The organism is Vibrio sp. Hep-1b-8 (genome assembly GCF_006124995.1).
Taxonomy (GTDB): Bacteria; Pseudomonadota; Gammaproteobacteria; order Enterobacterales; family Vibrionaceae; genus Vibrio.
Genome location: NZ_QEWN01000005.1, coordinates 21,070 through 37,681, shown reverse-complemented (window position 1 = coordinate 37,681; position 16,612 = coordinate 21,070). Strand labels below are relative to the sequence as shown.

The 16,612-nt window shown below is 44.6% G+C and carries 11 protein-coding genes; 5 read left to right on the top strand and 6 right to left on the bottom strand.

Annotated features, from left to right (window positions below; translation table 11 throughout):
- The first annotated feature begins 232 nt into the window (after positions 1-232).
- The 4 genes from DA100_RS02335 to DA100_RS02320 all read left to right on the top strand — a co-directional run bounded on the left by DA100_RS02335 (position 233) and on the right by DA100_RS02320 (position 7,771).
- Complete coding sequence (locus tag DA100_RS02335; RefSeq protein ID WP_138970693.1) at positions 233-1,315, top strand: ketoacyl-ACP synthase III; 1,083 nt, start codon at positions 233-235, stop codon at positions 1,313-1,315.
- Between the two features lie 98 nt (positions 1,316-1,413).
- Entirely contained in the window at positions 1,414-2,544 is a 1,131-nt protein-coding gene (locus DA100_RS02330; RefSeq protein WP_138970692.1) for an exonuclease SbcCD subunit D, read from the top strand.
- Positions 2,545-2,553: 9 nt separating this feature from the next.
- On the top strand, positions 2,554-5,595 hold the full coding sequence (locus DA100_RS02325; protein ID WP_138970691.1) for an SMC family ATPase: 3,042 nt from the start codon (positions 2,554-2,556) through the stop codon (positions 5,593-5,595).
- A 118-nt stretch (positions 5,596-5,713) separates the two neighbouring features.
- Positions 5,714-7,771, top strand: coding sequence for a hybrid sensor histidine kinase/response regulator (locus tag DA100_RS02320; RefSeq protein WP_138970695.1), 2,058 nt, complete (start codon positions 5,714-5,716; stop codon positions 7,769-7,771).
- Positions 7,772-7,797: 26 nt separating this feature from the next.
- Here the strand turns inward: DA100_RS02320 and cqsA are convergent, their stop codons facing one another.
- From cqsA to DA100_RS02290, 6 genes are all read right to left on the bottom strand, one after another.
- Positions 7,798-8,979, bottom strand: a complete 1,182-nt coding sequence (gene cqsA / locus DA100_RS02315) for an alpha-hydroxyketone-type quorum-sensing autoinducer synthase (protein ID WP_138970690.1) — start codon at positions 8,977-8,979, stop codon at positions 7,798-7,800.
- Positions 8,980-9,189: 210 nt separating this feature from the next.
- Positions 9,190-10,146: a TDT family transporter gene (locus DA100_RS02310; RefSeq protein ID WP_138970689.1), complete on the bottom strand. Its 957-nt coding sequence runs from the start codon at positions 10,144-10,146 to the stop codon at positions 9,190-9,192.
- A 124-nt stretch (positions 10,147-10,270) separates the two neighbouring features.
- Positions 10,271-11,671 (bottom strand): H(+)/Cl(-) exchange transporter ClcA, encoded by a 1,401-nt coding sequence (gene clcA, locus DA100_RS02305; RefSeq protein ID WP_138970688.1) that lies wholly within the window; start codon positions 11,669-11,671, stop codon positions 10,271-10,273.
- 418 nt (positions 11,672-12,089) lie between these two features.
- A complete protein-coding gene (locus DA100_RS02300; protein ID WP_138970687.1) occupies positions 12,090-13,070 on the bottom strand; it encodes a GTP-binding protein in 981 nt (326 codons plus the stop codon).
- A gap of 97 nt (positions 13,071-13,167) precedes the next feature.
- Positions 13,168-14,103, bottom strand: coding sequence for a ribosome biogenesis GTPase YlqF (gene ylqF, locus DA100_RS02295; RefSeq protein WP_138970686.1), 936 nt, complete (start codon positions 14,101-14,103; stop codon positions 13,168-13,170).
- 62 nt (positions 14,104-14,165) lie between these two features.
- Positions 14,166-15,719, bottom strand: coding sequence for a diguanylate cyclase (locus tag DA100_RS02290; RefSeq protein WP_240800865.1), 1,554 nt, complete (start codon positions 15,717-15,719; stop codon positions 14,166-14,168).
- Between the two features lie 379 nt (positions 15,720-16,098).
- On the opposite strand from DA100_RS02290, the gene tnpA reads away from it, so the two are divergent.
- A complete protein-coding gene (gene tnpA, locus DA100_RS02285) occupies positions 16,099-16,545 on the top strand; it encodes an IS200/IS605 family transposase (RefSeq protein ID WP_031382155.1) in 447 nt (148 codons plus the stop codon).
- Positions 16,546-16,612 lie beyond the last annotated feature (67 nt).

Sequence of the window (16,612 nt, the reverse complement as noted above, 5' to 3'; positions counted from 1 at the left end):
CACGAGTAGAATCGTGCATTTGTTCGAGTTGCAGTTTCTGCTGAGGAGTCAGTGTAATTTTCATGGTTCGTAGCATGATCCTGATTCTAAAGAAAATCAAGCATTTTCAATGATCAGGGGTATAGACATAGTTTTTCTCTCGTTATTTTTTCTATAAGATGACAGTCAATGTCATCGATAGTTATACTCTGAAACAATCGAGTGATACAAATAACAAATTCAAAGGTTCTAAATGAAAAATTTCTATGCAGAAATTACCGGTTGGGGGAAATGCCTACCGCCAGCTACGCTCTCTAATGCGGATTTAAGCACTTTTCTTGATACATCAGATGAATGGATTAGAACCAGAACTGGTATTGAAAACCGCCGTATCAGTCACGTCAACACCTCTGACATGGCCACCGTTGCCGCAAAGCATGCGTTGGCTTGCGCGGGTAAAAGTGCTGATGAGATTGACCTCATCATTATTGCAACCTGTTCACCAGACTCACTCATTCCGAATATTGCCTCTAAAGTCGCTCAGAATCTTGGCATTAAAGCCGCAACTGCGTTTGATCTTAATGCTGCGTGTACGGGATTTGTCTATGGTTTAGAAACAGCAACACGTCTGATGCAGGCGGGTAATTATCAAAATGCGATAGTGGTTGGTGCTGAACGTTTGTCATTCTTTATTGACTGGACAATGCGTGATACTGCCGTGCTGTTTGGTGATGGCGCGGGCGCAGTTGTGTTAACTCGTACAGAAGAGCAAGTGGGCTTGCAGCAGGCACAACTAGGTTGTGACTCCGCTGGACGTGACATTCTTTCTGTTCCTAAATTTGGCACATCAATGGATCGTTTTGCTGCCGACAATGGCTATTGGGATTTTAACTTTGTAGGTAAAGAGATCTTTAAACGAGCTGTGAAAGGTATGGGTGCCGCAGCGCAAAACGTATTGGCGCGTAGTGGTTTATCCACTGACGACATAGATGTGCTCATCCCGCATCAGGCAAACATTCGCATTATCCAAACCTTATGTGATCTCTCTGCAATTAGCCAAGATAAAGCGTTCGTTAATATTCACAACTATGGCAATACGTCAGCGGCGACGGTACCAATCGCGTTATGTGAATCCCTAGAACAAGGCTTCGTTAAGCCAGGAGATAACCTACTATTGGCTGCATTCGGTGCGGGCCTCACTTGGGGCGCTTGCCATATTCGGTGGGGTGACCGAGTAACCCCTGTAGGAGAATGTAACGCGGCACTACCTGAATGTAATCAGAGCGCACTTGAGCTGCTGAGCAATGCTATCGAGTATTGTAAAAAGCGCGCTTAACTCCCTTATATATCAGCAAAAGTCGCACTTAAGGTGCGACTTTCACTAGCATTAATATTATTATATTGGCCTAACGATAAGAACAACGCTGGGCTTGTATGAAATTCCTCCACACCTCTGATTGGCATCTTGGCCGCCAGTTTCACAACGTCTCGCTTTTAGACGATCAAAAAGTTGTACTTCAGCAAATTATTGAGTATATCGAGACTCATTCTGTTGATGCCTTGGTCATCGCGGGAGATATTTACGATCGTTCCGTACCACCGACGGCAGCCATTGAAGTGCTCAATCAATTTGTGACAAAAGTGTGTGGAGAATTACAGCTTCCTATCATTATGATTTCGGGAAACCATGATGGCGCAGAGCGACTAGGATTTGGTGCTGAGCAGATGAAAAGCTCGGGTTTACACATTCTGTCGAGCTTTCAGGATATGTTGCAACCTGTTGAATTAGAGACTGACATTGGTCGTGTGTCATTTTATGGCATGCCTTACAGTGATCCTGAACAGGTTCGTCACCATTTCGGTCAAGCGGTATCGACTTACGATCAGGCGCACGCACTACTTTGTGAGCAGATTAAGCAGCGCGTCCAGCTAAGTTCTAAGAACATTCTAATCAGTCACTGTTTTGTTGATGGTGCCATTGAGTCTGAGTCAGAACGCCCACTATCTATCGGTGGTTCTGATCGGGTCAGCCATCAGCATTTTGTCGATTTTGACTATGTGGCACTAGGCCATCTCCATCAGCCTCAATACAAGGGTGAAGAGTTTATCCGCTATTCCGGCTCTTTAATGAAGTACAGCTTCTCTGAGCAACATCAGAAAAAAGGCATGACATTGGTGGAGTTCGATCTCAATGGTTTCAAGTCAGCAACCCATATTGATCTTGTTGCGCCTCATCAAATGAGAATCATCGAAGGCGAACTTGATGCCATCATATCTGGAGCGAAAACCGATCCGCAGTCTAACGACTATCTGCTGGTTCGTTTAATGGACAAGCACGCCATTCTCAACCCTATGGAAAAATTAAGAGCCGTGTATCCCAACGTGCTGCATTTAGAGAAACCGGGGATGTTGATCGGTGTTGAGCAGCAAATGGCCGCAGCCAAACTTGCTCGAAGCGAGGTGGATATGTTTCGAGATTTCTTCATTGAAGCTCAGGATAGCGAACTGACACCAGAGCAAGATCAAGCGATCACAGATATCGTCAAACAGCTAAACCAGCACTAAGGGTATACGATGAAACCGACTCAACTTACCATGCAAGCATTCGGGCCTTTTGCTGAGCGCGAAATTGTCGATTTTACTAAGTTAGGAAGTAACCCTCTGTTTCTTATCAACGGTCCTACGGGCTCGGGTAAGACATCGATTCTCGACGCTATCTGTTTCGCTTTGTATGGAGAAACAACGGGTAACGAGCGTCAGGGTATCCAGATGCGTTGTGACCAAGCCAAAGAGGAACTGCCGACGGAAATTACGTTGGAGTTTACACTAAATGATCGTCGCTACCGCGTTACTCGCTCGCCAGAGCAAGAAGCACCTAAAGCGCGCGGAGAAGGAACGACAACCCGCAAACATAGCGCGTCGCTTTATGAGATCACCCATGGTGAGCAACTGATTACCAGTAAGACGGTACAAGTAAAAGCAGAGATAACAAGCTTACTCGGGCTAAATGAAACTCAGTTTCGCCAAGTGATGGTGTTACCTCAGGGTAAGTTTCGTGAATTGCTGCTCGCCAGTTCGAAAGATCGTGAGGCAATCTTTGGGCAACTGTTTCAAACAGATGTCTATAAGAAGATTGAATTTGCCCTTAAAGACAAAGCGAGTGCTATTAGTAAAGCGAAAGATGAATTTGATAACCAAATTCGCGGCGCTTTACAGGTCGCCGAAGTCACTACCGAGCAAGAGTTGGCAGCACGTCAGCTAGCCTTGGGGGCTGAGCTAGAATCTGCGAAAGCCCTAGAACATAGCGCGCATGAAAAGCTTAACCTCTTCAAAAGTGAACTCCTTCGAGCTCAGGCGATTCATGATCAATTCATCAAGCTGGAAGTTAGTCGTAACGCGTTGGCGAATCACCGTGCCAATAGCAATCAGATAGCAGAGATTAACACTAAGCTTCACGCAGCACATATTGCCACTAAGCTTGAGGTGCCATATGCAAATCTTGCGTCCATTAAGAAACAAATCGATGATTTCGCGAGCAGTATTGCCACGTTAAACGGACAGATAGAAGATGCCCGACTGGCTCATAGCAAAAGCCAAATGGAGCTAGAGCTAGCACAAACAAACGCCGATCAGATTACCAAACTGAATGAATGCCAATTTCAGCTTGAACAAGCAAAGATAAAACTTGCAGAAAAGCAGCTACTAGAGCAGCAAGTGAGTTCACTCATCGCAACGCGTGACGAGTTAGCAAGAAAGCAGGTCCACTACCTCGGACTGAAAGATAAGTTGGTTAAAGAATCCGATATCGCTGCTAATTCTTTGCAACAGGCTCGTCAGGACATCAGTGAGAAGGCAACGCTAGAAAACAAGATGTTGAGCCACCAGCATCTGTTAACAGACTTGAAGAAATACCACACGATCAAGATTGAACTCGATCGTCTACTCGGTTTGTCAGGTGAGCACGAAAAATCACTGGCGGCAGCAAAAACTACCTTTGAGGAAAGGCGGAACTATGCCGACCAATTGGAGCTTGGGTGGCACAACGCACAGGCATCGATTCTTGCGCAGAAACTGGAACAGGATCAGCCTTGCCCAGTCTGTGGTAGTTGCCAGCATCCTCAACCCGCCAAATTAAGCAGCGAAAGCGTCACCAAGGAACAAGTTCAGAGTGCGCGACAGCAAGAGCGCCATGCGTTAGAGCAGTTCAACCTTGTCAATAACGCGTACAGCCAGCATAACAATACGCTAGAAGTGCAACAACGACAGTTAAATGAAGCAGCGAGTCAGTTACAAGATAATGTCACAGCAGATGTTGTTCAGTTAGAGGATCAATTAGTTCAGATCAGGCAGCGAGTCGAGGCGTTATCGACCATTGATTTAGCGAAGATGGAACAGGATGTGGTTGAACTCAATCAGCGTTGTGCCAACGGTGATGAGAAAATCAACCAACTCAAAGCGGAAATCGCGGCAAACGAATCAGCCCTCAAGGTACAACAACAGCAGCTTGACAAAGTTGCATCAGCGATCGATGCCAATTACCCCTCTGTAGAGGCAGTGGAACAGCAGTATGCAAGTAATCAAGCGACTATCGAACAGCTTAAGCAGGCGTTAGAAAGAGTCAAACAGACGAACGAGCAGCTCACTTTACAAGTGACAAACCTACAAAGCCAGTTGGCAACCAATAACCAGCTATGTAATGAAGCGCAGCAAAAACGCGATCAGTGCGAACAGATATGGAATTCAGAGCTAGAGCGTTCGGGCTTCGAATCTGAACACATCTTTTTGCAAAGTCGAGCAGAAGAACCTCAAATCGTATTGTGGCAAAAGACGGCGAATGAGTATCAAGAAACAACGGTTAAGTTGCAACAAACCGTCGCTGACTTAGAACAACACCTGACGAACTGTGAGAAGCCTGATTTAGATAGCAAAAAGTCTCAATTATCACAGGTTGAGCAAGGGTTTCAGCAGGTGAGAGCAGCGTTAGACGCCGTGCGTTCTTTGTTTCAAAGGGTCGAAAAAGTACAGCAAGACATTGCGATTCTGCATGAAAAAAATAGACAACTGGAAGCTGAATACCGAGTTTACGGAACACTTTACGATGTCGCGAGCGGTAAAACAGGCAGCCGAGTAAGCTTACACCGCTTTGTGCTAGGTGTATTGCTTGATGATGTGTTGATTCAAGCGTCACAACGATTAAGCATCATGAGTAAAGGTCGTTACCACCTAGTGCGAAAGATGGATGGCTTTAAAGGTTCGGCAGGGCGAGGACTCGATTTGAGTGTAGAGGATAGCTATACCGGAAAAAGCCGTGATGTGGCGACATTATCTGGTGGTGAATCTTTTATGGCCGCGTTGGCGTTGGCTCTTGGGCTATCAGATGTCGTTCAGTCATACAGTGGTGGTATTCGTCTTGATACGTTGTTTATCGATGAAGGTTTTGGCAGCCTAGATCCAGAGTCATTGGATCTGGCTATTCAGACTCTGGTTGATTTACAGCAAGCAGGGCGGATGATCGGTCTAATCTCTCACGTCAGTGAGCTAAAAGAGCAGATAGCGCAAAGAATTGATGTACATGCAAGTCGTGTCGGCAGCACAATCAGACTCGTGGTCACATAACGCCAGATCTGTTGTGGCGTTAATTGGTTCGCTGTCGTTATGTGTGCTAAGAATTAGTTAGGTAGAACAATTATAAACTTTTGTCTTATTGTGTGGTTAGGTGACGTTAAGGCTAACAATGGTCTCGATATCGGAATCGGTTCGTAAAGTTTACCAATATGCAGAACCCAATCTAACGTTAGTTGGTTGGATGGGCTTGCTTGGGTATCCGACATACTATTATGTATGGACCTACTTGTTCCCACAGCTATACGAATCATTGTCAATGCGATTGGCGTGTTCAGCATTGTTTGCAGTTTTAGCGCTACGCAATTATGTCCCTAAGCACCTTGAACGCTATCTACCGCATTACTATTTTTTTGCCATAGGGATATGTTTGCCCTACTTTTTTAGCTACATGATGTTCATGAATCATTGGTCGACAGTTTGGGCAATGTCATTCATGGCGTCTATTTTCCTTCACGTGCTGCTTGTTCACCAGACGAGCTTGATGCTGGTACAGGCGACAGTTGCTATCGTGCTTGCCTATCTTACCGCGTACGGCTTAGATACCGAATACGTACGGCAAGAAGTCGTATGGGCATATATGCCAATATTCCTTTTTACCTATGTGTTCGGAAACCTGTTTTATTTCAGGAATCAGGTGGAACATGAAAGTAAAGTGTCACTGGCGAAGTCTTTCGGTGCAGGAATGGCTCATGAGATGCGTAATCCGCTTAGTGCACTGAAAGCCTCTCTTGATGTACTTAATTCCCTGCTTCCTGATGAGAGCACAAGCCGTCAATCAGGTTACAAGTTGTCTTCACAGGAGTTGGCGCTAGCACGCGATGTGATTAGCGATGCCGACGAAGTGATTAGAACCGGGAATGAGACCATTGACTTGTTGCTTACCTCGATTGATGAGAATCGAGTTTCACGCACGACATTTAAAAAGCACTCGATAAGAGCAATCACTGAAAATACGTTAGACAGCTTTGCCTACAAGAGCCTAAAAGATAAGAAAGCGGTAGTGTTAGCTGAAGGCATCGATTTTGAATTTTTTGGTAGTGATGCATTAATAAAATACGCATTGTACAACTTGTTGAAAAACGCGTTCTATTACCAAAACAACAACCAGTTTAAAATCGTTATCGAACTTAGAAGTTATGAATGGCATAACGAACTGACCTTTACCGATAACGGAGTGGGCATCGCTCCCCAAGTTATTGAGCATATTTTCAACGACTTCTATACCTTTGGCAAAACAGGCAGCTATGGATTAGGCCTACCATTTTGCCGTAAAGTGATGAAAGCGCTTGGTGGCAATGTGTCATGCCGCTCTAAACTCGGAGAGTGGACTGAATTCACCTTGATGTTCCCTAAGTACGATTCCTCTGAAGTTAAGCAAATCAAACAGGATCTGATGAAGTCAAAATCGGTGTTATATATTGGTCAGCAAAATGCATTGATGCGACAAATTAACCAAGAGGCGTTCTACAAAGATTTCCGGCTTAAAATACTGGACTTAGATGCAGCGAGTAAAAAAGAAGAGTACGAGTTCGAATTTGATTTGATCCTAGTCGACTTGGACAGTGCCGTTGATAAACCACTCTCTTTGATAGAGTTGGAGAGTAAGCTGCATTTTACAGAAGGACGGATAGTCTTCTTATATGATCAAAATAGTCAGTATCATAATGACATTGAGCGTCACTTAGTCGTTTATCCAATTGAAAAACATAGGATGATGCTTAGTGCAAGTAACATTATTGATGAGCTATTCTTCGAGGACATAGAGCCGAACAGAAACGTCTTGCCACGAAAATCGTTTGATTGCGGCAAAACCATTGTTGTGGCCGATGACAACCAGTCGCTACGATTTTATACATCGGTATTACTCGAGCAGCAGGGCTTCACTGTTCTCCAAGCGAGTAATGGCCAGCAGGTACTTGATGAACTGCAGCAAAAAGATGTCGATTTAATCATCATGGATCTCGAAATGCCGCAATTGAATGGACTGGAAACGACCAGTGCTATCCGCGCTTCGCAGCAGCACTATGCTTCCATTCCGATATTGGCGCATACCGGTAATTCGAGTGAAAGCGTGATTGCTCAAATTCAAGAGGCGGGTATGAATGATTACATTATTAAACCGGCGGCAACAGATAAACTTCTCGATAAGATTGCCAATTGGATTTAATTCAGGCCCTATAAAGGGCCTGAAGATTAAAGAATATACATGTCTGATTGCTCAGCTGCTTTGGAGCATACGTAAATAATTTTATCGAGTTGCTTTTCGCTAAGAGAACTGTTTAGAGAGAATCTAATCAAGTTTTTATTTCTTGCTGTTGCCGGCCGACAAAATACGGCACCAAATAGACCATGATGTTCTAAAAAATTGCGTACTTTTTCTGTATTTCGTTCGTCACCAGTTTCAAGTGAAATAATTTGAGAATGGCTACGAATGGTAATGTTCTTTTTAACCAGTTCATGTTTTAAATAATGACTGATCTCCTCTAATCGACGACGTCGCTCATCGCTCGCTTTTATAACTTGTAAGGTCATATCAAGCCGTTCAACTTCGTAGGGTAAAAGTGCAGAACTAAAAATAGCAGGGTAAGCAACGAATGGGATACACTGATTTGCCTGGTTATTACACCATATAGCACCAGCACGATAAGCGAATGTTTTGGCGAGACTTGCGGTCATAAAATCAACCAAATGAGTAAGACCAAGTTGGTGAAGTAGACCGGCTCCTTGTGCGCCAAAAAGACCAAGCGAGTGAGACTCATCGACAACAATCGCACAGCCATATTCTTTAGCGATGGATATCATATCGCTGATTGGGGCAATGGTACCGATAGTGCTGTATATCGAATCAATGACAACAACACCTGCGCCATGCCGTTTAAGTAGTTTTTCAAGATGACGGACGTTGTTGTGCATAAATGGGTGGACATCGCACCCAGCAATTCTTGCTCCCTCCCATAATGACATATGAGCAAAAAAGTCGACGTAAACCTTTGTGTGTTGGTGACAAATTGTTTGCAGTAGAGCGATGTTCGCTTCCCAACCAGATTGAGAAAGCAAACACGATTGAAACCCAGTGAAGCTCGCTAATTGATGCTCAAGACTCGGTTTACGCTCCTCGCTCTGTAGGAATATTCCAGACATTAACGGGCTGGTTTGGCAACTCGCTATCGCATTGATATGTTGTTTAACAATCAGATCATGATTAGCAAGGTCAAGATAATCATTGCTCTGAAGAACAATATCATCTTGTTTAGGTGTTAAACCGAGAACAAGATGCCGCGAATTATCATTTTGATTGATAAGATCTTCAATATGATGATTAAGCTTGTCGTGAATAAATTTTGGCAAGGTCGATTGGTTGTGTAATGTATTCATTTTTGAATATCCTTTTTATTACGAGACAACGCCAGCTGACAAAGGATATATGTATCAAATGATGAAGTTATGCGAGTGCGGTATTTAATATTTGTAGTGTTGGCTACAGAGATAAATATTGCCTATATTTATAGCTGCTCTTCCTATATAGGCTTTAGCCATCTTAGGGCGATAAAATAATACCGTCCATTGTGTGTTATTTTGAAAAATCTATCTATTGTCAGACAAGATTTCCGGCCAATACATTTTGAAATAACCCACCGTTACCCAAACCACCAATCCGGTGGCGACGGAAAGTTCAAATAGACCAAATCGATGTAACCAGTACCAGTGAGGATAGTTTTCACCAAAGAAAGAGGTGAGACGGTGCATAGCAATCGCACTAATCACAGAAGGGAAGGTGACTGCTGCGATGGAAGGCTGAAACTTGAGACGCATCAAGCGTATGTAACAGAGATAAATCAGTAGCGTCATAGTAATAGCGATTCCCGCCAGTGCACCTGTCAAAATCGGATCTGGATGAGGAAAGTTAACCAGGTAAGACGCTAATGTAAGGTTGATGGGTGCCGCCATTATGGCAAGTGTAGGTTTGGCACGCTTAGGCAACATTCCTTCAAAAACGAGACGATAGAGAACCAACGGCAGCATAAAGAAGTAAATGCCGATGCAAACCATAACCAGTGATTCAGAAAAAACGTTGTGGCCAAATTGAGTGCCAGCTAACGAACTACTGATCAGGCCAACTGGATAGAGAAACCAGCTTGGTACGATGTTGGACATTTTGAAGTTCAACAACTGAAAAGTGAAGAACAAGGTCATCATTGTCAGATGCAATAGTAGGGCTACAAACCAAATTGGGTAAGCGATCACCGGCGAAATAAGGGCGAGATAATCACACAAAATCAACAGTGCCATGCTCATTGGAGCCATAAGACTGCCACTCAACGGGTGACGAATGTCATTAATAAAAGTGGAGTAACTGGTGAGATATTTTACCAAAACCGGAAAAAGCAATAGTGCCCCAAAACCTGCAAGATAAGGGCGTATTAGCTCACCGATTTCTGGAACGTAGAGTGCCCAAGCATGACCAAGACCGATCATGCCCAGAGCCAAAGCGGCTTGAGACGGAGGGACACTCTGGAATTGAGTAAAACGTCGCCAGTTCAAAAAGATTCATCCTATATGCTGCTAAATCGGCGTGATAAGCAAAGCTATCTTTTGACTGAGACACTCCTTTGCCTTGCTTTAATCTGCGGCGATAATAGCAAGCCAAACGGTTGCGAGGCAAATCTCATTGCGCATTTGTCGGGAGATCTTTCTGTCTTAACTTCTCATTTTTAAGAGTTCGATGCAGCAGTTGGCTGTAGATCGGTTGTCCACCTAGCATTTGAGCAAAAATAACGGCCCCCAAGCTGGTGATGATTAATGGCAGGATTAGGTAGTAGTTGTTGGTCATTTCTATCACCAACAAAATGCCAGTGATAGGAGCCCGAACCGTTGCAGCAAATAGGGCTCCCATACCCGCGATTGCAAACATACCGGGTGTAATCGGTAACTCTGGAAATAGTCCTTGTGCAATGAGACCGAAGGCGTATCCAAACAGCGTCCCAAGTGCCAGCATTGGCGCAAAAATGCCACCCGGTGCCCCTGAACCAAAACAGATCATGGTTGTAGCGATACGTGCAACGAACATCAGCAATAGTATCGACGCGCTGTAGCCACCATTAGTAATATTGGGAATAAGGCTAATACCACCCCCCGTCACTTCAGGGAAGTAGAGCAGCATAATGCCAAAGCAACCACCAATAAGCGAGCCTGTGATCAAGTAACGTTTACAGTCGTTTCTATGCAGTTTGACGAACAGATCCTGTGACAAAGTCACCAGTTGGTTAAACACAACCCCAAACATGCCAAACAGGGCACCAAGAAGGAGAAAGAGCCACAAGGTTGCGAGATCCGGCGCTTGATATTGGGGCATGGTGATGACTGCATCTTGGCCATTGATATAGCGGAACACAATGTTGGCGGAAATGGCGGAAATAATCACCGCTCGAATAGAGATTAGCGAGTAACGAAACTGCGGACGCATCTCTTCAACAACGAACATAATCCCCGCAAGAGGCGCGTTAAAAGCAGCCGCTAGGCCACCGGCCGCACCTGATGCCAGCAAAGAGTGTTTGGTGTCGTCATTGTCGACTTTAAAAATGTCGGTCACCATACGACCTATCGCTCCACCCATTTGCACTGTTGGGCCTTCGCGTCCCAGCACCATACCAGAGCCTAATGCACCCATGCCACCAAAGAACTTTACTGGGATCACTCGCCACCAGCGCACAGGGCGAATTCCATCCATCGCCCCTTCGATTTCAGGGATACCAGAACCGGCAGCCTCTGGAGCGAATCGATGAACTAAAAAATAGCCGATGAAAGCGAGTGACGCGCTAATGATAAATGCCGCTAACCACAATGGAAGTAGGCTGCCAATCTCGCTTTTTAGCCACTCTGTACGGGTTTCTGATACGAAGTGAACTGCAATTTCGAAATAGGTGCCAACGAGCCCAGCTAGCACTCCAACTAGGAGTGAAAGAAACAACACGGAAATCGGAGTCTTGTCCTTGGAGAGAAATTGATTAATTGCATCCTTAGGAACTTTTGCAAGGAAGGAATGCTTCAATTTTTCTCTTTTGGTCATGGACGTGAGGGCTCCGTAATTTGAGGATAGACGAGGTATAGCGCGAATTATACGCCGGTCTTAGACTAACTATAGCGACAAGATTGAAATATTGATTTTCATAATTGATAAAAAGACAACAAGCGAACGGATGGAAAATGAATAAATACTGAAGCGAGTTCACAATAGTGACGTATAAATGTCTTGCTGAAGCTTGCAAAACTGGGGATTTGAACCATAGTTTAAGTGTAAGGCAATCTGAACCGACCCGCATGGAGGAAATTGTCGCCTTACCTACAATTTGGATGGATTCAACGAAATATTTGAAAGCCTCGTCATTGATCAGGTCTCAACTTATGACTTCCTGATTCGCAAACTCACGATTGAGTAACGAGGGATAGGGCGCACTTACGGTGCGCCTTTTGTCGTTTAATGAGGCCTACTGTTCAAGGTTGGCAATTCTTTTCAAGACGGACTCTAGCTGGTCCCAAGGGAGTAGTTGGCTGTCGATCACCTCGATGCGGCTCTCAAAGCCTTGTAGTGACATTTCATTAACGGACACAACGCCATTACTTACGTTGAATGCGTAGCAACCGTTCGTGGTATTTAATACCCCTTTCACGCGTTCCGCTGTGAGATCAGAAAGCATCGAGAACAATAAATCAAAATCAAAAATAACTTCCGCGCCAAATAGCCAGCCACAGCTGAAATAGCCCTGACCTTTGTTTTCCTTACGCACGTAGAGTTGATCGGGAGCCAACGCAAACTGAGGTTCTTGCTCTGCGTGTTCGTGATGATGTTGAGCGACTTCAGATGACGGAGAGTTATCACGGCGCTGGCTGTCGAGCAGCTCAATAGGGAACTTGCCCTGTTTAACCAGTTGACTGTAGATTTTAGGTGGATTTTGATCGGTGACCCAGTCATTAAAGGTATCAATATCGCTCACATGGCACTGGTCAATTTTGTTACCGATGATAATGTCCGAAATGGCCAGTTGATCGGTAAAGTTGCTGTTCTCGGTATATTTGGGGTTCGATAAGTTGCGCGGGTCTACTAAGCCTATTGTTGCACGCAGATCGATATAGTCAGCGAATTGAGCAGATGTTAACGTTGCCAGCACCTTGTGAGCATGGCCTAAACCCGTAGGCTCGACAATTAAACGATCGGGTTTCGTGCGCAGTAGCGCGGTTATCGCGACAGACATTGGTACCCCAGCAGCACAGCACATACATCCACCAGGAACTTCTTTAATTAACGCACCTTGATCTGTCATCATGGCACCATCGATACCTATTTCACCAAACTCGTTGACCAAAACGGCCCACTGCTCGTTTTGTGGTTTTTCTTTAAGCAGGGAGAGAATAGCTGTTGTTTTACCAGTGCCTAGAAAGCCTGTAATGATGTTGGTAGGAATTTTCATCAATCATGTTCCTGTGTGGTTTTTGTTATAATATAACAGAAATCTCGGGTAGTGGAGTACAAAAAGGGCAGCGGAGAAGCTGCCCTATAACAATCGCTTAGCGCTTGTTTTTCAGATACCGTTTGCGACGTTCTTCTTTCTTCTTCGCTTTCATTTCTGCTTTATGTGCCGCTTCGATTTCAACTTCGATAAGCTCTTGTGTAATCATCTCAGGTAATTCTAAGGTGATTTGCCCTAACGTGCCGTTACGCAGTTCGTGAAGCAAGATTTCTGAACATTTATGTAGGTCAACTCGCCCGCCAGCACGTAATGCTCCTCGGCGGCGACCGATCTCTTCCATCAGTTCAATGTCACTGTCCGGAAGTTCTTCGATTTGGTAGCGTTCTTTAAGACGTTCAGGATAGGCCTTAGCTAAGTATTCCACCGTATAGAAGGCAACTTCATCATATTCCATCGCCGTATCCTTAACTGCGCCGGTGGCGGCAAGGCGGAAACCGCTATGTGGATTCTCAACTTTTGGCCATAGAATTCCCGGTGTATCAGAGAGAACGATGCCGTTTTGCAGATTGATCCTTTGTTGGCGGCGAGTCACGGCTGGTTGATTGCCTGTAACGGCAACTGCACGCCCCGCAAGCGTGTTAATGATGGTTGACTTACCCACATTCGGAATACCCATGATCATGGTGCGAATGTTTTTGCCAATCTCTTCTCTATGAGGTGCGAGCTTACGACATAGCTCAAGGATCTTTGTGACTTCTTGAGTGTTGCTGGTGGTGATGGCCATCGCCTTAACGTTGTTTTCTTTCTCAAAATGGTCAATCCACAACTGAGTTAACTCAGGATCTGCCAAGTCACGTTTGTTGAGAACCTTAACGACAGGCTTGTCGCCACGGAGTTCGGAGATCATCGGGTTCTCGCTACTAAAAGGGATGCGAGCGTCCAACACTTCGATGATGACGTCAACTTGAGGAATTGCTTCTTCGATCTCTTTACGGGCTTTGTGCATGTGCCCAGGAAACCATTGGATAGACATAGGATTAACCTTGAAATTCAAACTTGCGACAATTGTAAGGAGAAATTGCCCATAGTAAAGCGCTAAACGGGAGATGTGTCATGTTTAGGCTCGATTCTATAATGGTTTCGTCCCGTTTCCTTGACCCGATACAGGGCGCGATCTGCGGCTTGAATCATCGCTGAAAGTTCGTCGTAATGATCAATATGGGCGGTTGTAGCACCAACACTGATGGTGATGAACTCTGCTGTTGACGAGGTATGGTGCGGTATGTTTAGTGCATTAACCGAAGCGACTAATTGACTTACATAGGGCTCAAGATCGATGGGCATGTCATTTGCCATGATGATGCAAAACTCTTCGCCACCGTAGCGGGCAACAAGATGTTGATAGGGTGTCTCGACCGCGCTCAGACACTTTGCCACTTCAGCGAGGGCGCGATCGCCTTCGATATGACCATAGGTGTCATTGTAAAGCTTGAAGTGGTCTATATCGACAATAACGACAGCGATGTAATGATACTGTTCCAGCTCGATGTAGGTATTTGCGGTATCGTAAAGGTGCCTGCGATTGGCTATGCCGGTTAAGGAATCGATGGTCGATTGCATTTTAAGTAGAGCTCTACTCTCTTCGAGCTCCGAAATGACACTGTTCAGTTGGCGAGCAAAATCGCGAGCCTCTTTAGAAATAAAGGTGTCTTCATTTGGCAGACTGCCGCCTGAATGTTGGAACTGCTTTAAATATCGTTGTGCTTTGGTAAAAGGCTTGATGAAAAAATTCATAACTTGCAGATTAACCACAAACATAATCACGCTAAACAAAGACAAAGCGATCGCCCATTGCCAAGAGAAAAAGGGTGGAAGCTTCTCATTATTCTCCACTTCTATACGGATCGCGCCATTAGACAATATATCGTTTCGAATCAGGATATGTGTATTTTCCTTCACTACAGGGGGATGTTCTGCTGTGAGTATATGAATGCCAACTCCCGTTGCGAGTTCGATTTGCGCGATGAATTCATCTCGAATCTTGCGAATAAAAACCAAGTAACCATGTTTGCATTGAGTGGCATCACTCAAGCAAATTCGCGATGAGGCGATCATCGTTGCAGATTGACCAATTCGAGCATACTCAACAAAGGACTCTATCTCTTGCTCAGATGCCTGATAGGCAACTGACAAAATACTGTTCACTATCGTAGGGTCTGTGACGTCCACTAGGGTACGATCGGTGACATGTTCACCATCAAAGGTACCATTCCAAACAACTTCACCTTGAGGAGAAAAAATAATCACACTATCGATTAGAGCAGAGACAAAAGCATGCGGACCGATACTTTCTTGGATAAATTGCTCTGAAGGTGCTTCGACATAATTCGCTAAAGTTGTCCACGCCGCATAGTCTTCGATAGAAGCACGTAATTCTAGTGCTTCCATTTGCAGCACAGTTTCGACACGCTCGACTTCGAACATCTGACGTTCAAACGATTGTTGGACATCCTGTTCGTGTTTCCAGAACACTTTGAACGAAAAATAACAGACGAGAAACAGGATTACGGTAATCGTAGAACCGATCATGGTCAGAGAGCGTAAACTGAGATGTTTAAACTTTTGAGTGAGTTGTTCTATCAATACCACCACACCTTTTTGTGACTTTGTACTAAAACTTAGCTCTATTTATTTAATTGTAGAACTATACCGAATGCATACCAGCGGAATGGCGCTGTTTAACGATTGCACTCACTTATGGTGCAACGCATCGGCAAGAAAACTTGGAAGCTTATGGACGGGATTTGACTTTCTGTCTATAGGGGAAAATGCATTATTCTAGTAAGTGAATTCTGTCAAAAAAACCGAATGCCGCTCCATTAATATTTTGTCATAAAATGAATATTTGTTTTCTAACCTTAAACCACCTTCTTTAGAAGGTGGTGATCGTTCCTTTGGGCTATGCCCGAAGAACGCTCATGTTCAAGATGTCCTCGTTTGTAACCAGCAAATGAAGGAGATAAAGAACATGAGCAGATATGAATCCGCCTCACACGTATATTACAGGTGTCAGTACCACATAGTATGGACGCCAAAGTACCGCCTGAAAATCTTAAAAGGTAATTTGGGTAAGGAGCTTTACCGGAGCATCTATATCTACAGTAATATGAAGAACTGTAAGGTTGTAGAGCTGAATGTTCAAGTAGACCACGTACATCTGGTCGTGAGATTGCCCCCTAGTTTAAGTGTTTCGACATATATGGGCTTTGTAAAAGGACGAACCGCAATTCGCCTATTTAACAAATTTCCGTACTTAAGAAAGAAGAAATTATGGGGCAACAAATTTTGGCAAAGAGGCTACTTCGTTGATTCGGTAGGGATGAACGAGGAAATTATACGCAGGTATGTCCGACATCAAGATCGTGTGGGAAAGGAAGAAGAGGAGCGTCAGATGCGTCTTGGGTTAGAAAACTAACAGTGAGCCCCCTTTTAGGGGGCCTTTCAAAGCCACCTGCTATGCAGGTGGATTTTTACTGATAGTA